General features: G+C 71.8%; 13 protein-coding genes and 1 pseudogene. 6 read left to right on the top strand and 8 right to left on the bottom strand.

Going from position 1 to position 21,627, the window contains the following annotated elements; translation table 11 throughout:
• Positions 1-204: 204 nt before the first annotated feature.
• Together WBG99_RS09680 and WBG99_RS09675 are read right to left on the bottom strand one after the other, a co-directional pair.
• The gene (locus WBG99_RS09680; protein ID WP_338895934.1) at positions 205-1,368 is read right to left on the bottom strand and encodes a PQQ-dependent sugar dehydrogenase; all 1,164 of its coding nucleotides are present in this window, start codon (positions 1,366-1,368) and stop codon (positions 205-207) included.
• Positions 1,369-1,557: 189 nt separating this feature from the next.
• A pseudogene (locus tag WBG99_RS09675) lies at positions 1,558-2,555 on the bottom strand (aldo/keto reductase).
• A gap of 76 nt (positions 2,556-2,631) precedes the next feature.
• On the opposite strand from WBG99_RS09675, the gene WBG99_RS09670 reads away from it, so the two are divergent.
• The 6 genes from WBG99_RS09670 (at position 2,632) to serA (ending at position 12,983) form a co-directional block, all read left to right on the top strand.
• Positions 2,632-3,633: a 2-hydroxyacid dehydrogenase gene (locus WBG99_RS09670; RefSeq protein WP_338895933.1), complete on the top strand. Its 1,002-nt coding sequence runs from the start codon at positions 2,632-2,634 to the stop codon at positions 3,631-3,633.
• Between the two features lie 392 nt (positions 3,634-4,025).
• Complete coding sequence (locus WBG99_RS09665) at positions 4,026-7,055, top strand: EAL domain-containing protein (protein ID WP_338895932.1); 3,030 nt, start codon at positions 4,026-4,028, stop codon at positions 7,053-7,055.
• A gap of 352 nt (positions 7,056-7,407) precedes the next feature.
• A complete protein-coding gene (locus WBG99_RS09660) occupies positions 7,408-9,273 on the top strand; it encodes an acetolactate synthase large subunit (protein ID WP_338895931.1) in 1,866 nt (621 codons plus the stop codon).
• 20 nt (positions 9,274-9,293) lie between these two features.
• On the top strand, positions 9,294-9,821 hold the full coding sequence (gene ilvN, locus WBG99_RS09655; protein ID WP_338895930.1) for an acetolactate synthase small subunit: 528 nt from the start codon (positions 9,294-9,296) through the stop codon (positions 9,819-9,821).
• 118 nt (positions 9,822-9,939) lie between these two features.
• Complete coding sequence (gene ilvC / locus WBG99_RS09650) at positions 9,940-10,941, top strand: ketol-acid reductoisomerase (RefSeq protein WP_338895929.1); 1,002 nt, start codon at positions 9,940-9,942, stop codon at positions 10,939-10,941.
• A gap of 452 nt (positions 10,942-11,393) precedes the next feature.
• The gene (serA, locus tag WBG99_RS09645; protein ID WP_338895928.1) at positions 11,394-12,983 is read left to right on the top strand and encodes a phosphoglycerate dehydrogenase; all 1,590 of its coding nucleotides are present in this window, start codon (positions 11,394-11,396) and stop codon (positions 12,981-12,983) included.
• 284 nt (positions 12,984-13,267) lie between these two features.
• Here serA and WBG99_RS09640 read toward each other — a convergent pair whose 3' ends face one another.
• From WBG99_RS09640 to WBG99_RS09615, 6 genes are all read right to left on the bottom strand, one after another.
• On the bottom strand, positions 13,268-14,953 hold the full coding sequence (locus tag WBG99_RS09640) for a serine/threonine-protein kinase (protein ID WP_338895927.1): 1,686 nt from the start codon (positions 14,951-14,953) through the stop codon (positions 13,268-13,270).
• 157 nt (positions 14,954-15,110) lie between these two features.
• Positions 15,111-15,842 (bottom strand): dipeptide/oligopeptide/nickel ABC transporter ATP-binding protein, encoded by a 732-nt coding sequence (locus tag WBG99_RS09635; protein WP_338895926.1) that lies wholly within the window; start codon positions 15,840-15,842, stop codon positions 15,111-15,113.
• On the bottom strand, positions 15,839-16,897 hold the full coding sequence (locus WBG99_RS09630; protein ID WP_338895925.1) for an ABC transporter ATP-binding protein: 1,059 nt from the start codon (positions 16,895-16,897) through the stop codon (positions 15,839-15,841). Before WBG99_RS09630 ends, WBG99_RS09635 begins: the two co-directional genes overlap by 4 nt.
• Complete coding sequence (locus WBG99_RS09625) at positions 16,887-18,707, bottom strand: ABC transporter permease subunit (protein WP_338895924.1); 1,821 nt, start codon at positions 18,705-18,707, stop codon at positions 16,887-16,889. Before WBG99_RS09625 ends, WBG99_RS09630 begins: the two co-directional genes overlap by 11 nt.
• Complete coding sequence (locus WBG99_RS09620; RefSeq protein ID WP_338895923.1) at positions 18,704-20,200, bottom strand: ABC transporter substrate-binding protein; 1,497 nt, start codon at positions 20,198-20,200, stop codon at positions 18,704-18,706. The genes WBG99_RS09625 and WBG99_RS09620 overlap by 4 nt, the downstream gene beginning before the upstream one ends.
• 69 nt (positions 20,201-20,269) lie before the next feature.
• Positions 20,270-21,505, bottom strand: coding sequence for a helix-turn-helix domain-containing protein (locus WBG99_RS09615; protein WP_338895922.1), 1,236 nt, complete (start codon positions 21,503-21,505; stop codon positions 20,270-20,272).
• Between the last annotated feature and the right edge of the window lie 122 nt (positions 21,506-21,627).

Here is a 21,627-nt window from a genome sequence, read left to right as displayed (position 1 = left end):
CGCAAGCTTCTGGAGCGGAGACTTCACAAGCTGGCCGAGGATCCCTTCACGCCGACGTCCCAGGCCGTGAGCGGTGAGGACATCCGTGTGGCGTCCGTAGTCCCGGGACCGACCGTCTGGCACATGATCCACCGGGCGTTCCTGATCCTGGTCTCGGTGGTGATCCTCGACCAGTCGCTGATCAGCGACGAGTGACCCGGCGGGCTACCTCACCTCCAGCTCCAGGATCTTGTCGTCGCCGCCCTCCGGGGAACCGCGGCCGTCCGTCTCGCTGGTGACCAGCCACAGTTTGTCGCCGCCGGCGGAGACCACCGTGCGCAGGCGGCCGTAGTCACCTTCGAGGAAGGACCGGGGCTCGGCGGAGGTCTTGGTGCCGTCCAGGGGGATGCGCCACAGGCGCTGGCCCCGGAGGCCGGCCATCCAGATTGAGCCCTCGGCCATGGCTATGCCGCTGGGGGAGGCCTCGGCCACGTCCCAGACGGCCACGGGGCCGATGTAACCGGACTCGCCGCCCTTGCCCTCGGCCTCCGGCCAGCCGTAGTTCCCGCCCGGCTGGATGTGGTTCAGCTCGTCCCAGGTGTTCTGGCCGAACTCCGAGGCCCAGAGGCGCTGCTCGCCGTCCCAGGCGAGGCCCTGGACGTTGCGGTGGCCGTACGAGTACACGACGGAGTCGTCGAAGGGGTTGCCGGGGGCGGGCTCGCCGTCCGGGGTCATGCGGAGGATCTTGCCGCCGAGAGAGTCCTTGTCCTGGGCCAGGGGGCCCTCGTACCGCTCGCCGGTGCCGGCGTACAGCATCTGGTCGGGGCCGAAGGCGATACGGCCGCCGTTGTGGTTCGTGCCCTTGGGGATACCGCGGAGGACTACGTCGGGGGCGCCGAGCTGCTCGCCGACGGGCTTCGCGGGGTCGTACGGCATCCGCACGATCCTGTTGTCGGACGCCGAGGTGAAGTACGCGTAGATCATGTGGTCGGAGGCGTACTCCGGGGAGACGGCGATGCCCATGAGGCCGCCCTCGCCGGCCGGGGCGACGCCGGGGACCTCGCCGAGCTCGGTCTTCTCGCCGGTCCTCTCGTCGATTCTGCTGATCGTGGCCTCGTCACGGGAGGACACGAGAAGGCCGCCCTCGGGAAGGGCCGCGAGGCCCCAGGGGCTGTCGAGGTCCTCGGCGACCGTGCGCACGACCTTCACCGAGCCCTCGGCGGGGGGCGCCGCGTCCGCCGCCTGCCCGGAGGGGGACGCCTCCGCGCTGCTGCTCGGGGGTGAGCCGCCGGCCGCGTCCGGTTGCTCTCCGTCGTCGGAGGAGCAGCCGGACGTCACCAGGAGCACGGCTGCGGCCAACGCGGCCGTCACCACTCGACGTTGCACCATCACGATCCCTTCGGCGTGGAGCTTCTACTTGTCTTACACCGCGAGTGCCCCACAAGTTCCCCCTCCGCCCGATCAAGCGAATTTCTTCGGCTCACACACGCCCGGCACGGGTGCGGCCGACTCCGCCACGACTCCCACCACGGCTGCGGCCCGGTGCTCCGGTCCGTCCGTCGCCCGACGGGTGTCCACTCAGTCCCAGGATCCCTGGGCAGGGGGAGGGCCGCCACCTCTGCCAGATCCTCGGGCGTGAGACGCAGCGCGTGGGCCGCCGCGTTCTCCGTCACCCACCGTGCCCGCTTCGTGCCCGGCACCGGGACCACGTGGGAGCCCAGCGACAGCAACCAGGCGAGGGCGACCTGCGCCGGGGTCACGGTGGCCCCGTGACGGGCCGCGACGCGGCGCAGGCCGACGACGAGGGGCTGGTTGGCAGCCATCATGTCGGCGGTGAAGCGGGGGTGGCGGGCGCGGAGGTCGTCGGGCTCGAAGCCCCCGCCGGGGGTCAGCGTGCCGGTGAGGAAGCCGTTACCGAGGGGCATGGCGGCGAGGAAGCCGATGCCGCGGGCCGAGCACCAGGGCAGGAGGGAGCCCAGCGCCTCCCGCGACCAGACCGACAGCTCCGCCTGCACCGCGCTCACCGGGAAGACCTGCTGGACGCGCCGCAGCTGGCGGATCGTGCCGTCGTACAGGCCCGCGCCCGGCCGGCGGCCCGCCCGCGCCCCCACCGCGCACAGGCCCAACGACCGTACCTTTCCGGCCTGTACGAGGTCCGCCATCGCGCCCCAGGTCTCCTCGACGGGGACCTCGGGGTCCGCCCGGTGGAGTTGGTAGAGGTCGATGACGTCGGTCTGGAGCCGGCGCAGCGAGGCGTCGCAGGCGCGTCTCACGTAGCCGGGGCGGCCGTTGGCCACGATGTGCTGCTCGCCCACCAGCAGGCCCACCTTCGTGGAGACGAAGGCCTCCGCGCGGCGCTCCTTCAGCACCCGGCCCACCAGCAGTTCATTGGTGAAGGGGCCGTACATGTCGGCCGTGTCCAGCAGCGTGGTGCCGAGGTCGAGCGCCCGGTGCACCGTACGCATCGACTCGTCGCCCCGTTGCCGCGACCCGGTGTACGCCCAGCTCATCGGCATGCACCCGAGTCCGACGGCCCCCACTTCGAGCGTCGCCGCGCCGATCGTCCTGCGCTCCACCTGGTCGTGACCCTCCCTCTCCTGGCCCTCCAACCTAACCTCTGCCGTGCCAGGCACCTGACATAGCCTCCGGAGCATGACTGACGACGCGACTGCCGACCCGACCGCGGACGTGACCGCCGACGTGTGGCTCCCCATCCCGCCGGACGAGATCGAGGGACTTCCGCAGGGCCCCAACTACCTCTTCTGGGACGGAGGTGAGGACGGCACGCAGCCGTATCCGGGCGACCCGGGGGACTGCGTCCTCTACGTCGTGCCGTACATGAAGCGCCGGCCGGTGAAGGTGAGCCCGCTGGAGCACATGCGGAACCTGCGGGTCATCCAGACGCTCACGGCGGGCGTCGACGACGTCCTGGCCCGGCTGTCGGTGGTCGCGCCCGGCGTCCGGCTGTGCAACGCGCGCGGGGTGCACGAGGCGAGTACGGCCGAACTCGCGCTGACGCTCACCCTCGCCTCGCTGCGCGGCGTCCCCGACTTCGTCCGGGCCCAGCAAAAGGAGTGCTGGCAGGGCGACTTCCGGCCCGCGCTCGCCGACAGGTCCGTCCTCATCGTCGGCTACGGCTCGATCGGCGCCGCCATCGAGGACCGGCTCGTGCCCTTCGAGGTGGCGCGGGTGGCGCGCGTCGCGCGCTCTGAGCGCACCACGGCGCGCGGATTGGTGCACCCACTCACCGAACTGCCCGCCCTGCTGCCGCGGGCGGACGTCGTGATCCTCTCCACCCCCCTCACAGAACAGACGAAAGGCCTGGTCAACGCCGACTTCCTGGCCCGTATGAAGGACGGCGCCCTCTTGGTGAATGTTGCCCGCGGAGGCGTCGTCGACACCAAGGCGCTCCTGGCGGAACTGGACCGCGGGCGCATCACCGCGGCGCTCGACGTCACCGACCCCGAGCCGCTGCCGCCGGGGCACCCGCTGTGGCGCGCGCCGGGAGTGCTCATCAGCCCGCACGTCGGCGGCCCCACATCGGCCTTTCTGCCGCGCGCCAAAAGGCTGCTGGTGGACCAGTTGGGGCGTTTCGTGAACCGGGAGCCACTGCGCAACGTGGTCCTTACGACAGGCGAGACGGACGACGTGTAATCCACTTCGGGCACCCTCCGCATTCCCTCGGAAGCGGAACGTGCTCGTATCGCCGCAGGTGGTCACTGAGCGTAGAGGAACTATGTCCCTGAGTGACGATACTGGTGTATCGTCCCCGACAGGGGGCTGCGCCGTGCACCGTTCGGCGCCGGGGACGGAGAGAGACAGTGAGGGGGGCGACGGGCGATGCACGACCTAAGGACGAACGATCCGACGCGGCGGAGCCGCCGACGGCGGCCCTGGCGAGCTGTGACGCGGAGGCACCCGCACGGGAGTCGCGGCGGCCACGGCGGTCACGGTCATCACCGCAGGCACAGCAGCCGCAGAAAGCACACCCACCCGACACGGCGGGACCAGCGGGACGCGGGGTCGACGCTCACCTGGGAGACCCGGTGAGCCCCCGCCAGTCCTCCGCCTCCACGCTGAACCCCGCGCTCCGGGGGGCCGGGCCGCTGTCCGGACCGCCGCCGTCCGGCGGGCCGGTACCCGACCCCGGTGCGGCGAGCCAGCGGGCCCGGCTCGTCCTCGCCCTGGTGTGCGCGGCCTACGCCGTCGGTGCCGCGCTCGGCTGGGGCAGCGATCAAGTCGCCCTGATCATGGGCGACTTCGGACTCGCCGCAGCCGCCGCCGCGGCTGCGGTCTCCTGCTTCCGTTACGCGCGCAGCCGCCGCAGCCGCTTTCGACCCGCCTGGCTGCTGTTCGCCCTCTCGTCCGCGATGGCGGCGCTGGGAAACGGCGTCTGGGGCTGGTACGAGGTCGTCCTGGAGCGGCCCGTCCCCGAGCCGAGCTACGCGGACCTGTTCTTCCTCTGTTTCGCGCCACCCGCCATCGTCGGCCTGCTGGTGCTGGCCAAGAGGCCGGTGACCAAGGCGGGCTGGGTCTGCCTGGCGCTGGACTCCTGGCTCATCGGCGGCTCCCTGGTCACCCTCTCCTGGAGCCTGGCGCTCGCCCAGACCGCCCAGCTCGACGGTTCCAACACCGCGCACACCGCGCTCTCGCTGGCCTACCCGCTGCTCGACATCGCCCTGGTCAGCATGGTGCTCGCGCTGCACTTCCGGCGCTCCTCGATGCACCGCTCCGCGGTGAACACCGCGATCGGCGCCCTCGCGCTCACCGTGATGTGCGACGCGCTGTTCACCTCGCCCCTGCTGCACACCACCTACCGCTCCGGCCAGCTCCTCGACGCCGGCTGGTTCGCGGGCTCCCTGCTCCTCGCCTACGCCCCCTGGGCCGGCCAGCGGCACGGACAAACGGACGAGAGCGGCCACGCGCGCGTGGTGCACGAGCACATCCCCGGCCAGCGACACGACATCCAGCCCGGCCACCGCCACGAAGCCCAGCCCGACCACCGGCACGACGGGCAACAAGGAGGACACGTGCACGTGCTCCTCCAGGGAGAGGGAGGAGACCACAGTCGGTATCCGGCCACCCGCCCCATCGCCGGATCCCTGGCCGCACTCACCCCGTACCTGGCCGCCGCCGTCTGCACCCTGGGCATCCTCTACAACGTCCTCAACGGCCGCAGCGTCGACCGCGTGGTGCTCATGACCGCCTGCACCGTCGTGCTCGCTCTCGTCGTGCGCCAGGGCATCATGCTCCTCGACAACATCACCCTCACCCAGGAGCTGGCCCAGAAGGAGAACCACTTCCGTTCCCTGGTCCAGGGCTCCAGCGACGTCATCATGATCGCCGCGCCGAACGGCATCCTCCGCTACGTCAGCCCGGCCGCCGCCGGCGTCTACGGCAGCCCCGCGGAGGAGCTCGTCGGCAGGGAGTTGGCCTCGATCATCCACCCCGAGGATCTCGGCTGCGTCGTCCACGAGGCGCGCCGCTTCCTCGCCGCCAACCCCGCCGAGGAGCCCACCACGCGTATCGAGTGCCGCTTCAAGTCCGGCGACGGCGGCTGGCTGAACGTGGAGTCCACCGTCAACCGCCACCACGGCGGCCTCATCTTCAACAGCCGGGACGTGACCGAGAGAGTGCGCCTGCAGGCCCAGCTGCAGCACAACGCCGAGCACGACCCGCTCACCGACCTGCCCAACCGTGCCCTGTTCACCAAGCGCGTCCAGCAGGCGCTCTCCGGCCGCCGCTCCTCCGACCGCGGCATCGCCCTGCGCAACACGGCGGTCCTCTTCATCGACCTCGACGGCTTCAAAGCCGTCAACGACACGATCGGGCACCAGGCCGGGGACGAACTGCTCGTCCAGGCCGCCCGCAGACTCCAGGACGCCGTCCGGCAGGGGGACACCGCCTCCCGCCTCGGCGGCGACGAGTTCGCGGCGCTCATCGTGGGGGACGGCTCCCGCGACCGCGCCGCCCGTGAGCGGCACATCTTCGAGCTCGCCGACCGGCTCAGGATCACCCTCTCCCAGCCGTACACGATCGACGGCAACGATGTCCGGGTGGCCGCCTCCATCGGCGTCTCCTTCGCCGAGCCCGGCCTCGGCGCGGGCGAGCTGCTGCGCAACGCCGACCTCGCCATGTACCGGGCCAAGGCGTCCGGCAAGGGCCGCGTCGAGCTGTACAGACCACAGATGCAGCAGGACGTCGTCCGCAAGGCCCAGCTGGCCACCCGGCTGCGGGCCGCACTGCACGACGGCGAGTTCATCCTGCTGAACCAGCCCGTGGTAGAGCTGGAGACCGGCCGGATCTCGTCGGTCGCGACGGCGGCCCGCTGGCGCTCGTCCCAGGGAGTGCTCTTCACTCCCGCCGAGTTCCTGCGGGTCTCCGAGGACAGCGACAAGACCGCCGAACTGGGCCGCTGGATGCTGGAACAGGCCGTCGAGCAGGCCGCCGACCGCCTCACCGGCGGGCTGAGCGTCCCCGTGTCCGTCCGGATGGGCGCCCGGCGCCTGCTGGACCGCTCACTGCCCCCCGGCTTCCTGGAGACGCTCCTGACCCGCCACGGGCTGCCCTCCGGCTCGCTGGTCGTCGAGCTGTCCGACACCGAGCTGAAGGGACCCCTGGACGAGCTGGAGCGCCGACTGAAGCATCTCCGGCGCCTCGGGGTCCGGATCGCCCTGGACGGCTTCGGCACCGGCCAGGCGGGCATCACGGCACTGCGCCGCCTCCCCGTCGACGTACTGAAGCTGGACCGGAGCCTCGTCGAGGGGATCGTGGAGTCCACCCGGCTGCACAAGATCACCCATGGGCTGCTGCGCATTGCGGGCGACCTGGGGCTCCAGGCCGTGGCCGACGGGGTGGACCTGCCCGAGCAGGTCGTCGCCCTGCGCGCGATGGGCTGCACCCACGGCCAGGGCGCCGCGTTCTCCGGGCCGCTGGACGAGTACCGGCTGCGTCGGGCCCTGTCCGTCGGGCATTACCCGGTGCCCACCGGGCCGGCGGAACCCGCCTTCGTGCGGCGGCCCGAAGGGCTGAGCGCGATGGTGGCCTCGCCACCGACCGTCGCGCCCGGCAGGTGAACGGGCAGCGGGCAGCGCGGGGGTGTACACAAGTGGTGTGCCCGCTGTCCCCGGAGGCGAAAGTGCCCTTCGCTCACATAATGAGACTCCCGTCCCACCCACTTGACACACGGTGTGCGCCGGGGAGAGGGTCTGTGCCATGCGCACCCGAATTCTCGTACTTGGAAAGCGCGTCGGCTGAAGCCGGGGCACACCGGACGACGTTCCGGAATCCCCAGCGACCGTACCCGGCGCGCTCCCCTCGCTTGCCTTGTGGCAAGGAGGGGTTTTTTGTTGCACGGGCACCGATCAGCGTCGGCCGCACACCGCACGAACCTCGCAAAACACCCTCAGCATCGAGAAGAGAATGCCGATGACCGAGCAGGCCACCGGGGCCCACCATCCGCAGCCGCGGCCCCGACCCGGAGGACAGTCCACCCCCGTCGAGCACGTCACGGGTGCGCAGTCCCTCATCCGCTCTCTTGAGGAGGTCGGGGCCGACACGGTGTTCGGCATCCCCGGGGGCACCATCCTGCCGGCGTACGACCCCTTGATGGACTCCAAGCGGGTGCGCCACGTGCTGGTCCGCCACGAGCAGGGGGCCGGGCATGCGGCCACCGGTTACGCGCAGGCCACCGGCAAGGTCGGGGTGTGCATGGCGACGTCCGGGCCGGGCGCCACCAACCTGGTCACCCCGATCGCGGACGCGCACATGGACTCCGTGCCGCTGGTCGCGATCACCGGGCAGGTCGTGTCCAAGGCGATCGGCACGGACGCCTTCCAGGAGGCGGACATCGTCGGCATCACCATGCCGATCACCAAGCACAGCTTCCTGGTCACCAAGGCGGAGGACATCCCCCGGGCGATCGCGCAGGCGTTCCACATCGCCGCCACCGGCCGCCCGGGGCCGGTCCTGGTCGACATCCCCAAGGACATCCTTCAGGCGAAGACCACCTTCAGCTGGCCGCCGACCATGGACCTGCCCGGCTACCGTCCCGTCACCAAGCCGCACGCCAAGCAGATCCGCGAGGCCGCCAAGCTGATCACCGCCGCCAAGCGGCCCGTCCTGTACGTCGGCGGCGGCGTCCTCAAGGCACGGGCGACGGCCGAGCTGAAGGTGCTGACCGAGCTGACCGGCGCGCCCGTCACCACGACCCTGATGGCGCTCGGCGCGTTCCCCGACAGCCACCCGCAGCACCTGGGCATGCCCGGTATGCACGGCTCCGTGGCCGCCGTCACCGCACTGCAGAAGGCGGACCTGATCGTCGCCCTCGGTGCCCGCTTCGACGACCGCGTCACCGGCAAGCTGGACAGCTTCGCGCCGTACGCCAAGATCGTCCACGCCGACATCGACCCGGCCGAGATCGGCAAGAACCGCGCCGCCGACGTGCCGATCGTCGGTGACGCCCGCGAGGTCATCGCCGACCTGATCCAGGCCGTGCAGAAGGAGCACAGCGAGGGCAACGAGGGCGAGGCCGCCGGGCCCAGGTACGCAGCCTGGTGGAAGGACCTGAACCGCTGGCGCGAGACCTACCCGCTCGGCTACGACCAGCCGGCCGACGGCTCGCTCTCCCCGCAGCAGGTCATCGAGCGCATCGGACAGCTCGCCCCCGAGGGCACGGTCTTCGCGGCGGGTGTCGGCCAGCACCAGATGTGGGCCGCCCACTTCATCCAGTACGAGAAGCCCGCCACCTGGCTGAACTCCGGCGGCGCCGGAACGATGGGCTACGCGGTCCCGGCCGCCATGGGCGCCAAGGCCGGAGCCCCGGCGAAGACCGTCTGGGCGATCGACGGCGACGGCTGCTTCCAGATGACCAACCAGGAACTCACCACCTGCGCCCTGAACAACATCCCGATCAAGGTCGCCATCATCAACAACGGCGCCCTCGGGATGGTCCGCCAGTGGCAGACCCTGTTCTACAACCAGCGCTACTCCAACACCGTGCTGCACAGCGGCCCCGGCGCGGACGGCAAGCAGCCCAGCGCCGGCACCCGTGTCCCCGACTTCGTGAAGCTGTCGGAGGCCATGGGCTGCTACGCGATTCGCTGCGAGGACCCCGCCGACCTCGACAAGGTCATCGAGGAGGCGAACTCGATCAACGACCGCCCGGTCGTCATCGACTTCATCGTCCACGAGGACGCGATGGTGTGGCCGATGGTCGCCGCCGGCACCTCGAACGACACGATCATGGCCGCCCGGGACGTCCGCCCCGACTTCGGCGACAACGAAGACGACTGAGCGAGAGAGACCCTTCCGACATGTCCAAGCACACGCTCTCCGTCCTGGTGGAGAACACCCCGGGCATCCTGGCCCGGATCGCCGCCCTGTTCTCCCGTCGCGGCTTCAACATCGACTCGCTGGCGGTCGGCGTCACCGAGCATCCGGAGATCTCCCGGATCACCATCGTGGTGAACGTGATCGAGGAACTGCCTCTGGAACAGGTGACGAAGCAGCTCAACAAGCTCGTCAACGTCCTGAAGATCGTCGAGCTGGAGCCGGGCTCCGCCGTTCAGCGGGAACTCGTTCTGGTGAAGGTGCGCGCCGACAACGAGACGCGCTCCCAGATCGTCGAGATCGTCCAGCTGTTCCGCGCCAAGACGGTCGACGTCTCCCCGGAGGCCGTCACCATCGAGGCCACCGGCTCCCACGACAAGCTGTCCGCCATGCTCAAGATGCTGGAGCCGTTCGGCATCAAGGAACTGGTCCAGTCCGGCACGATCGCGATCGGCCGTGGTGCCCGTTCGATCACGGACCGCTCCCTGCGCGCCCTGGACCGGTCGGCCTGACACTCGATACGGGCGGCCGTCGACCGCCGGCCGCCCGTATGCCGAGACCCGCAGACCTTCATTCCGCCCGCCGTCATACGGTGGGACGCAACACCTGCACTCAAGGAGAGAACCCAAAGTGGCCGAGCTGTTCTACGACGCTGACGCCGACCTGTCCATCATCCAGGGCCGCAAGGTCGCGGTCATCGGCTACGGCAGCCAGGGCCACGCCCACGCGCTGTCCCTGCGCGACTCGGGTGCCGACGTCCGCGTCGGTCTGCACGAGGGCTCGAAGTCCAAGGCCAAGGCCGAGGAGCAGGGCCTGCGCGTGGTGACCCCGTCGGAGGCCGCCGCCGAGGCCGACGTCATCATGATCCTCGTCCCGGACCCGATCCAGGCGCAGGTCTACGAGGACCACATCAAGGACAACCTCAAGGACGGCGACGCGCTGTTCTTCGGCCACGGTCTGAACATCCGCTTCGGCTTCATCAAGCCCCCGGCCGGCGTCGACGTCTGCATGGTCGCCCCCAAGGGTCCGGGCCACCTGGTCCGCCGCCAGTACGAGGAGGGCCGCGGCGTCCCCTGCATCGCGGCCGTCGAGCAGGACGCCACCGGCAGCGCCTTCGCGCTGGCCCTGTCGTACGCCAAGGGCATCGGCGGCACCCGCGCCGGCGTCATCAAGACGACCTTCACCGAGGAGACCGAGACCGACCTCTTCGGTGAGCAGGCCGTTCTCTGCGGTGGTACGGCCGCGCTGGTCAAGGCCGGTTTCGAGACGCTGACCGAGGCCGGCTACCAGCCGGAGATCGCGTACTTCGAGTGCCTGCACGAGCTGAAGCTGATCGTCGACCTCATGTACGAGGGCGGCCTGGAGAAGATGCGCTGGTCGATCTCCGAGACCGCCGAGTGGGGCGACTACGTCACCGGTCCGCGGATCATCACGGACGCAACCAAGGCCGAGATGAAGAAGGTCCTCGCCGAGATCCAGGACGGCACCTTCGCCCAGCAGTGGATGGACGAGTACCACGGTGGTCTGAAGAAGTACAACGAGTACAAGACCCAGGACTCCGAGCACCTGCTGGAGACCACCGGCAAGGAGCTGCGCAAGCTGATGAGCTGGGTCAACGACGAAGAGGCGTAAGCGCCGCCGCAGCGCTGAGCCGGGTTCCGCGGTGGTGCTTCCGTACGGAGGCGCCGCCGCGGGACCCGGCCCCGGACCCCGCTCCGCAAGCGCCGGAGGGGCTTTTCGCGTGCGGTTCCCGTCCGGGTGATCCTTCCGTGGTGGCGTGAGGCGACGCTCTCGGCGCCACTACACTGCTGCACTACATACGCGTCAGGCCCACAGCGTCGTGCGTCTTCCACGCGGCCCAGCGACACCGAGGAATTGCGGGCACGCCCCCGCGCCGCCCGGCACGCACTCTCGCCGCACCGGTGAAAGGCCCTCGTAGCGAAGCTACTAGGGCATTCGTCCGGCACACCGAGAGCACGCACCGACGACGACGGGACGCACCCCCAACTCCCCGGTGCTGCTTCCCTCCACCGCCTGCGGCCGTCGGGACGGCCGTCCGCAGCATTGGACTTGTGAGGACTCACGTGAGCTCGAAACCAGTCGTACTGATCGCTGAAGAGCTGTCGCCCGCCACGGTGGACGCGCTCGGTCCGGACTTCGAGATCCGGCAGTGCAACGGAGCGGACCGAGCCGAACTGCTCCCGGCCATCGCCGACGTCGACGCGATCCTGATCCGCTCGGCCACCAAGGTCGACGCCGAGGCGATCGCCGCCGCGAAGAAGCTGAAGGTCGTCGCGCGAGCCGGCGTCGGCCTGGACAACGTGGACGTCTCCGCCGCCACCAAGGCCGGCGTGATGGTCGTCAACGCCCCCACCTCGAACATCGTGACCGCCGCCGAGCTGGCCTGCGGCCTGCTCCTCGCCACCGCCCGCCACATCCCGCAGGCGAACACGGCGCTGAAGAACGGCGAGTGGAAGCGCAGCAAGTACACGGGTGTGGAGCTGGCCGAGAAGACCCTCGGTGTCGTGGGCCTCGGCCGTATCGGCGCCCTGGTGGCCCAGCGCATGTCCGCCTTCGGCATGAAGGTCGTCGCCTACGACCCCTATGTGCAGCCCGCGCGGGCCGCGCAGATGGGCGTCAAGGTCCTGTCGCTGGACGAGTTGCTGGAGGTCTCCGACTTCATCACCGTCCACCTGCCGAAGACCCCCGAGACGGTCGGCCTGATCGGTGCCGAGGCGCTGCACAAGGTCAAGCCGTCGGTGCGGATCGTCAACGCCGCGCGTGGCGGGATCGTCGACGAGGCGGCGCTGTACTCGGCGCTCAAGGAGGGCCGGGTCGCGGGCGCGGGCCTCGACGTGTACGCCAAGGAGCCGTGCACCGACTCCCCCCTCTTCGAGCTGGACGAGGTCGTCTGCACCCCGCACCTGGGCGCCTCCACGGACGAGGCCCAGGAGAAGGCGGGCATCGCGGTGGCGCGGTCCGTGCGCCTCGCCCTCGCCGGTGAGCTGGTCCCGGACGCGGTGAACGTGCAGGGCGGTGTCATCGCCGAGGACGTCAAGCCGGGCCTGCCGCTCGCCGAGCGCCTCGGCCGCATCTTCACCGCCCTCGCGGGCGAGGTCGCGGTCCGCCTCGACGTCGAGGTGTACGGCGAGATCACCCAGCACGACGTGAAGGTGCTGGAGCTTTCGGCTCTGAAGGGTGTCTTCGAGGACGTCGTCGACGAGACGGTCTCCTACGTCAACGCTCCGCTGTTCGCGCAGGAGCGGGGTGTGGAGGTCCGCCTGACCACGAGCTCCGAGTCGCCCGACCACCGCAACGTCGTCACCGTGCGCGGCACGCTCGGCAGCGGCGAGGAGGTGTCGGTCTCCGGCACGCTCGCCGGGCCCAAGCACCACCAGAAGCTCGTCGCGGTCGGTGACTACGACGTCGACCTCGCCCTCGCCGACCACATGGTCGTCCTCAGCTACGTCGACCGTCCGGGCGTCGTCGGCACCGTCGGCCGCGTCTTCGGCGAGGCGGGCATCAACATCGCCGGCATGCAGGTCGCCCGCTCCACCGCCGGCGGCGAGGCGCTCGCCGTTCTCACCGTCGACGACACGGTTCCTCAGCCGGTGCTCACCGAGGTCGCGGAGGAGATCGGCGCGACGTCGGCGCGCTCGGTGAACCTCGTCTGAGGATCAACGCACGGCAGGCGGGGCCCGGTCACCGTGGGTGGTCGGGCCCCGCTTTCTCGCCCCCGCCGCCCCTGCCCGTCCCGTAGTCCCGCTCCCCAGTGGCTGCGTCCCTTCGATCCCGCTGGGCGGCTGAGAGGTTCCGCTGGTTGGCGGGCGCGGGGTGAGTGTGGTTTCTCGCGCAGTGCGAGGGGGCGCGCGGCATCGTGACACTGTTCATGGAGCCCCCAGGGCCTGGTCGTCGCCTCCGGCGGACGACGCGTCCCCGATCTCTCAGGGCAATACACCTAGGTCGCCCGCCAGACCGTCAGGTCCCCGGTCACGAAGCTGACTCCGCTGTCCGGCAGTGCGGTCGACTTCACCTGGATCACGAACAGCCCGATGTCCCCGGAGGGGTGCTTGACGCAGAACTCGCTGCCGGGTGCCGCCGAGGCCAGCGAGAAGCTTCGGCTCCTGGCACCGGTGAGGGCGATACGGCACGTCTCCAGGGTGGCGCCCGGGTCGGCGAACAGCATGGTGATCACGCTTGTGTCGCTCTCCAGCGCGCAGCCGGGCTCCTCGCAGGTGAAGCGGATGTCCCCCTCGCGGTCCTTGCGGTTGACCGGCTTCTTGATGCCCAGGGAGTTCTTCTCGTCGAGGAACTGGAGGGGGTACGGGGTGGGCTGCGGCTGCTCGGGCCCGGCCGGGGACGGGCTGGACGCCGCTGGTGCCCGGTCGCCCTTCTCCGCGGCCCCTTCGGCCGTCCCGGGTGCCGACGAGGATCCCGGCGAGGATCCGGACGAGCGTGCGGACGTTTCCGGACCGGGTGTGGTGGAGGAGGCCGTGGTCCGGTCGCGAAGCCGGTCCAGCCCTTCCGTGACCGTCCACGCCATGCCGGTCAGCAGCAGCGCGCCCGCCGTCACGGCGACGGCCGTGATCAGCGCGTTCCGGCGCCGCCGGGCCCGCCGCTGGTCCGGCGGCATCGGAAGCATCTGCCTCGTCGGCCCCGGCAGCCCAATCGGCAGCCCCGTCGGCCCCGTGGCCTGCGGCGGCGCGAGCAACGGCATCGTGTGCACCGGGGTGGGGGTGGGTATCGGGGCCGGGACCGTGACCTCCGGCCCCGTGACCTCCGGCCAGACGGCCGGTCCTCCGCCCCCGTCGGCGTCCCGGCCCAGACGCCGTCGGCACCACTCGATGACCTCCGCCAGGCTGGGCCGCTCCGCCGGCTCGGCGGCGAGGCAGCGGGCGAGCATCGGACGGAGCTGCTCGGGCAGCGGGGACAGATCGGGTTCCGAGTGCACGATCCGGTACAGCACGCTGAAGGAGGGCCCGTCCCCGTACAGCGGCTCGCCCAGCGCCGCGAACCCCGCTGTCTGGCCCAGAGCGAAGACATCGGTCGCCGCCGTGACCTCACCGCCGGTCGCCTGCTCGGGAGCCATGAACTGAGGCGTACCGACGGCGGTGCCCGTGGCGGTGTTCGAGGTGACGCCGGAGGCCAGCGAGATGCCGAAGTCGATCACCCGAGGCCCGTCGGCGGCCAGCAGCACGTTCGACGGCTTCAGGTCGCGGTGCACGACGCCCGCGTCGTGGATGGCCTGCAGGGCCTCGGCCACCCCCGCCATCAGCCACAGCACCGCCGCCACCGGCAGCGGTCCGCGCCGGGCGACGGTCTCCGCCAGGGAGGGGCCCGGCACGTACAGCGTGGCCAGCCAGGGCGGTACGCCGTCCGCGTCGGCGTCGACCAGCTCCGCCGTGTACGCGCCCCGGACCCGCTGGGCCGCCTTGATCTCCCGGCGGAACCGACGCCGGAAGGCGGGGTCGTCGGCCAGTTCCGGGCGTACCACCTTGATCGCCACCGGCCGGCCGCCCTGCGTGTGCGACAGATAGACCCGGCCCATGCCACCGGCGCCGATCCGGGCGGCGAGGCGGTAGCCGGCCACCACGGGCGGATCGTCCGCCTGGAGCGGCTGGAACACCTCAGTCGCGTTCTCCAACGGTCCTTGTCCCCCTGATTCCCTGATCCCCAGGCCCTCTGGGCCCTGATCCCCTGGTCCGATGATCGGGATCGGACGGCAGTCAGCCTAAAGGGTCTCCTGAGGTCGCCGTCCGGAGCCGGGTCCGAACGGTCGCCCGCCGGGCGGGGCGAAACCCCTAGGCCGGTACGAGCCTCCCGGCGCGCATCTCGATCGAACGGTCCGCGAAGTGGCGTACCACCGCACGGTCGTGGCAGATGAAGAGGTACGCCAGGTTCAGCTCGTCCTGGAGGTCGGCGAGCAGGTTGAGGACGCCGGCCCGGATGGAGGGGTCGAGGGCGGACACCGGTTCGTCGAGCACCAGCAGGCGGGGTTCGGACGCCAACGCCCGTGCGATACCGGCGCGTTGGCACTGCCCGCCGGACAGCTCGTGCGGGTGGCGGTCGCCGTAGGCGGGGTCCAGGCCGACCCGGTCGAGGAGTTCGGAGACCCGGGCGGGGCCCGTCGCGTCCCAGCGGCCCTGGACGTGGAGGGGTTCCGCCACCGCGTCCCGGATACGGTGGCGAGGGCTGAGCGAGCCGTACGGGTCCTGGAAGACCGGCTGCATCCGGGGACGGAGCGGACGCAGCTCGCGTTCGGTGAGAGCGGTCAACTCCCGTCCCTCGAAACGGACTTCGCCCCCATCCGGGCGCCGCAGCTGGAGTACGGCCGCGACCGTGGAGGACTTGCCGCAGCCGGAGGGGCCGTTCAGGGCCAGGGTCTCGCCCGCGTCCACCGTGAAGGACACATGGTCGACAGCGGTGGCCGTGCCGTAGCGGACGACCAGATCACGCACGTCGAGCAGGGCGTGGCCCTCGTCGCCGGACAGGGCGCGGCTGCGGTCGTCGAGCCGGGCGTCGCTCGGGTTCATGCGGGCTGCTCCAGGAACAACTCGGTTGTGGGGTGCGGGACTTCGTTCCAGCGGTGGCAGGCGACCTCATGGCCGGTGTCGGCCGCCCACAGCGGCGGTTCCTCGCGACGGCAGCGGTCCTCGACGAGCGGACAGCGCGGCGCGAAGGCGCAGCCGGGCGGGAGCGCGTCGGGGGCGGGAGGAGAGCCGGGGATGGAGGGCAGCCGACGGAGACGCCGACGCGCACCGGGCAGTGGATCGTCACCAGCACCAGCACCAGCACCAGCACCAGCACCAGCACCAGCACCAGTGTCGCCGTCGTCCGGTGGCAGTGACGCCAGCAGCCCCACCGTGTACGGCGCCCGGGGGTGGCCCAGTACCCCTTTCGCCGTGCCCTGTTCGACCTGGCGGCCGGCGTACATGACCAGCACGCGGTCGGCATGTCCCCGGACCACGCCCAGGTCGTGGGTGACCAGCACGAGCGCGGCGCCGACAGCCTCGCGCTGCTCGCCGAGAACCCGGAGCACCTGTTCCCGGAGCTCCGCGTCGAGGGCGGTCGTGGGTTCGTCGGCGACGACGACGTCGGGTTCGTTGATCGTCGCCATGGCGATCACGGCGCGCTGGCGCATACCGCCGGAGTACTCGTGCGGATACGCCCGCCCCTTGCGTGCGGCGTCGGGGATCCCCACCCGGTCGAGCGCGGCGACCGCGCGGGCGCGGGCCTCCTTGCGTGAGACGCCGGCCACCGACCGTACGGCGGCGGCGAGTTGGTCGCCCACGGGGTGCACGGGGGAGAGCGCGGAGAGGGCGTCCTGGGGGACGAGGGCGATACGGCGGCCACGCTGGGCGGCGAGATCCGTCGCACCACGCAGCCGTACGGTTCCGCTCGTCGTCGCGCCCTTGGGCAGCATCCCGAGCAGGGCCCGCGCCGTGAGGGACTTGCCCGCGCCCGACTCGCCCACGAGGGCGAGGACTTCGCGCGGGCGGACGTCGAAGGACAGACCGCGCACGGCCTCCACCCCGTCGAACGCGATCCGCAGGTCGCGCACCGACAGCAGTACGTCGTCAGACGTCAACGGGGGCCTCCTCCGCCACGGTCTTCACGCTGGTCGTGTTCGTAGGGTTCTGAACGGTCCTCGTGGCTTTCACGGCACGGCGCCGGCCGGTCCTCCGGCCGCGCTGCCCCTCCGCGTACGCCGCACCCGACACCGCCAGCCCGGCCAGCAGGGCCAGGGCGACCGCCGGGGCGAGGGCCGCCCACGGGGCGCGTTCCACGTACGCGCGGGACTCGTCGAGGAGCAACCCCCACTCGGGTGTGGGCGGTTGGGCGCCCAGCCCCAGGAAGCCGAGGGCGGCGAGGGCCAGGGCGATGCCCGGGAGGCGGAGGACGGCGTGGCGGGCGACCGGCCCGGCGACGGACGGCAGGACGTGCCGGGTGAGGATCCATGACGGGCTCGCCCCGATGGCCCGTTGGGCGGTCAGGAACGTGGACGCGCGGACCTCCTGGACCAGTGCCGCCGCGTGGGCGGACAGGGCCGGCCAGGAGATCACGGCCACGGCGAGGGCCGCGCCGCCCGTGCCGGGGCCGGCCGCCGCGGCGACGAGGATGCCGACGATCACCGGGGGCAGGGCGTTGGCGATGTCCGCCGCGCCCGCGGCCACGCCGGGCACGAAGCCGAGCGCCAGGGACACCAGCAGACTCAGCGCGCAGACCGCCGCGGCGGTGCCGACCGTGGAGGCGGCGCCGTGGCCGAGGCGGGCCAGCACGTCACGGCCGAGCCCGTCCGTGCCGAGCGGGTGCACCCAGGACGGCGGGAGGAGACGGGCGGTGGTGTCCACGGCGTACGGGTCGCGCAGCAGGCCCCAGCCGATGGTGACCAGGAGGACGGCCGCCAGGGCCAGGGGTACCGCCGGGTGGGTGCGGACCGGGCGGGCCGGCGGGAGGGTGAGGCCCGCGTCGCGCAGGGCCGGGCCGAGGAGCCGGCGCCGGACGAGTGCGGCCAGGGCGCCGGCGACCAGGCCCAGCGTGAGGAGGACGAGGACCGAGCCCTGCAGGAGGGGAAGGTCCTGGGACTTGGCGGCGCCCAGTGCCGTACGGCCGATGCCGGGCACCGCGAACACCGTCTCCACGGCGACGGCGCCGCCCGTCAGGCCGACGGCGACCATGCCGAACTGCGGTACCAGGGGCGGCAGTACGCGGCGCAGCGCGGCGGTCCAGACGCGGGCCCGGCCCACGCCCGCGCCGCGCCACAGCTCCACCCAGCGTTCGTCGAGCACGGCGGGCAGCGCGTCCGCGACCAGGCGGCCCAGCAGACCGCCGGCCGGGACGCCGAGGGCGATCGCGGGCAGGACCAGGTACTCGGGTCCCGCCCAGCCCGCCGTCGGCAGCCAGCCCAGCCACACCCCGCACACCAGCAACGCGACCGTGGCCAGCAGGAATTCGGGCACGGCGGCGAGCATCGCGGCGAACGCGCCGGCCGACCCCCGGCTCCGGACGAGCACCGGGGCGACCAGCGCGCAGGCCAGCAGCACCGCGACGGCGAAGGCGGCGCCCATGAGACCGAGGGAGACCTGGAGGCCGGAGACGACCGAGGGGAGCACGTCGGTGCCGGAGACCCACGACGTGCCGAGGTCACCGCGCAGCAGGCCGGAGGCCCAGTCCCCCAGCAGGGAAAGGGGACCGGCGCCCAGGCCCAGGTCCTCGCGGATCGCGGCCAGGGCCTCGGGAGTGGCCTCCTGCTCGGCGGACCGGGCGCGCAGCACGGTCAGCGCGGGGTCACGGCCGGACAGCCACGGCAGCAGACCCACGACGGCCAGCACGGCGATCAGACAGACGAAGCGGGCCGACCCGGAGGGGCCGACCGACTTCCTTACGGAACGCTTCACTTGACGTAGGTGTCCGCCGTGACCAGCTCCCGCTCGCGCGGGTCGTGCGCCGCGTCCACGACTCCGGCGGCGTCGCCCTGGATGACGCGCTCGTGGAGCATCGGCACGGCGGCGTCGGTGCGCAGGACGGCGGCCTCGGCGTCGATGACGGCCTGGCGGCGGGCATCGCCGGCGGCGGTGTCGGAGGCTTTGTCGAGGGCCTTGTCGACGGTCTTGTCGGCGAGCTGGGAGATGTTGAAGGAGCCGTCGGAGGCGAAGTCGCTGTAGAGGTACGCGGCCGGGTCGCCGGAGTCGAGTACGGTCGCGCGGGAGAGGATGAAGGCGTCGAACTCGCCCGCCAGCGCGTCGGATTCGATGTTGGCGTATTCGCGTACGTCGAGCTTCACCTTGAACCCGGCTTTCTGCAGCTGCTGCTGGAGCGCGGCGGCGACCTCGGGCAGTTCGGCGCGGTCGGTGAACGTACCGATGGTGATCGACTTGCCGGCGGGGTCACCGGCCTCGGCGCGCTTCACCGTCGACCGCAGCTCGGCGGCCCAGGGGAGCGCGGGCCCGAGCAGCCCCTCGGCCACGTCGGCACGGCCCTCGTACACACCCTCGACGATCGACTTGGTGTCGAGGGCCTCGCGGGCGGCGGCGCGCAGGGAGGCGTCCGTGAAAACGCCCTTCTCGGTGTTCAGGTAGAGGGTGTTGGTGCGGGGCATCGGGACCTCGGTGATCAGGTCCTGGTCGAGTACGGCGGCCTGCGACACGGGGACCGACTCGACGATGTCGGCCTCGCCGCTGCGCAGGGAGGCCGCGCGGGCGGTGCCGTCCGGCACGAACTTCACGTCGATGCCGGGGGCCTTCGCCCTGCCGTCCCAGTAGTCGTCGTAGCGGTCGAGGGAGGCGGAGGAGGTGCCGTTGACCTTGGTCAGTTCGAAGGGGCCGGTGCCGGCGCCCACCGGATCGACTGTCTTCCCGTCGTACGCCTTCGCCGCGAGGATCGACAGCTGCGGCGAGCTGAGGCGCTGCGGGACCAGCGGGTCCTCGGTGGCCGTGGTGACGGTGACGGTGTCACCGTCGGCCTTCGCCGTCAGGTCGACGCCGTCGAGGATGCGGGGTTTGGGGGAGGCGGCGGCCGCCACGGTGAGGGACTTCACGACGGCCTCGCCGGTCAGCTTCGTCCCGTCGTGGAAGGTCACCCCCTCCCGGAGCGTGAACGTCCAGTTCTTGCCCGACTGCTTCCACTCGGTGGCCAGCGCGGGCTGCGCGTCGCCCTCCGCGTTCAGCTTCACCAGGGTCTCCGCGGTCGACCACCGCGACAGCTTGAACGCGTCGTCGGACAGCGGCGTCAGGCCCGAGCGGGGCGGCTGCATCATCGCGACACGGATCCGCCTGCCCTCCCCGGCGGCGGAGTCCTCCGCCGGGCCCGTCGACGAGAAGCAGCCCGTGAGCAGGGCGGAGGCCGCGGTGGTGACCGCGGTGAGAGGGACGAAACGGGCGGGGAGGCGCACGGGACACTCCGAGTAAAGGCGTGGTTAAAGGTTGAACGTGCACTGACCGTAGCATGATGACAATCATTTTCAGAAGCGTGCATTCGCGCCACCCCGGCGGGTGCCTCGGAGCCGCGCCCCCTTCAGTGCCATGTGCAGGAGGAGGCGGTCCTCGCCGTCGTCCAGGTCGAGGCCGGTGAGCTGTTCCACCCGGGAGAGGCGGTAGTAGAGGGTCTGGCGGTGGATGGCGAGCTCGGCGGCGGTGCGGCCGGCCTGGCCGGCGCAGTCGAGGAACACCTCGGCGGTGCGGGCGAGTTCGCGGTGGGCGGAGGTGAGCAGGGGACGCACGGCCGGGTCCTCGGGAGCGTGCGGGGGGAGGGCGGTCAGCAGGCGGTACGGGCCGATGGAGCGCCACTCGGCGATCGGACCGAGGCGGGACTCCGCCAGCACCGCACGGGCCGCCGCCGAGGCCTCGCGCCAGGCGGTGTCCAGTTCGGCGAGGCCCGTACGGACGCCCGCCACCCCGGCCGCCGCGGCCGGGCCCGCGCGCTCCAGTAGCCGGGTGGCGGCGGTGAGCGCCGGGGCCGGTACGTCCGTCGCGCGGAGCCGCACCAGCAGGGCCAGGCACTGGTCGGCCCCGCCCCACGGCACCGTGCACAGCGCGGTCACCCCCGCCACCGTACGGAAGGACGGGGCGTCGCCCGGGTCGCCGGACGGCCAGGGGGCCACACACACCATCGTGTGGACGCCGTCGCCGCGCGGTCCGAGGGCCGTGCGCAGCTCCGCGACGGCCATATCGCGCTCCCAGCCGCGCTCGGCGGTGAGCACCGCACGCAGCTCCCGGGTGAGGTCGGCGCCCGCCTGGGCCTCGTCGGCGAGGAGGGCGCCGATGCGGGAGGCGACCGCCATCGCGGCGGACAGTTGCCCGTCGGTGGGGCCCGGGTCGCCGTCCAGCAGCCAGACGTAACCGAGGACGACACCCCGATGGCGTACCGGCAGACAGATACGGCCGCGCAGAACCCCCGCCTCGGGGGTGGGCGGGATCCGGACCGGGGCGGTCGCCCGTGTGATGCCGAAGCCCTCGAACCACTCCCGCACCGCCGCCGTCGAGCGGCGCGACAGGATCGAGCGGGTGCGCACGGGGTCCAGGGCCGACGGGTCGAGGTCGCCCTCACTGTCGTACGCGCCGAAGGCGATCAGCTCGAAGTCGCGGTTCTCCAGCGTCGCCGGAGCGCCGAGCAGCCCCGAGATCTCGTCGACGAGCTCCTGGTACTCGCCGCGCCCGCCACCGCCGCCACCGGTACCGGTACCGCCTACGCCTGTCACCGTCTCCACCGCCCGTACCCGCGTCTGCCTTGAGAACGTCCGTCACGCATTCTCCCGCGTTGTCCACCCTCCTTCATACAGATGTCTGAGATCCAGGGCACGGATGCGTGACAGCTGTCGAT

The organism is Streptomyces sp. TG1A-60 (genome assembly GCF_037201975.1).
GTDB lineage: Bacteria > Actinomycetota > Actinomycetes > Streptomycetales > Streptomycetaceae > Streptomyces.
The sequence above is the reverse complement of the archived record's forward strand: the minus strand, read 5'-3'. Positions and strand labels throughout refer to the sequence as shown.

Excerpts from the sequence above, each read along its gene's own strand:
- WBG99_RS09680 (WP_338895934.1), bottom strand. The coding sequence starts at position 1,368 with ATGGTGCAACGTCGAGTGGTGACGGCCGCGTTGGCCGCAGCCGTGCTC.
- WBG99_RS09670 (WP_338895933.1), top strand. The coding sequence starts at position 2,632 with ATGACTGACGACGCGACTGCCGACCCGACCGCGGACGTGACCGCCGAC.
- WBG99_RS09660 (WP_338895931.1), top strand. The coding sequence starts at position 7,408 with ATGACCGAGCAGGCCACCGGGGCCCACCATCCGCAGCCGCGGCCCCGA.
- ilvN (WP_338895930.1), top strand. The coding sequence starts at position 9,294 with ATGTCCAAGCACACGCTCTCCGTCCTGGTGGAGAACACCCCGGGCATC.
- WBG99_RS09635 (WP_338895926.1), bottom strand. The coding sequence starts at position 15,842 with ATGAACCCGAGCGACGCCCGGCTCGACGACCGCAGCCGCGCCCTGTCC.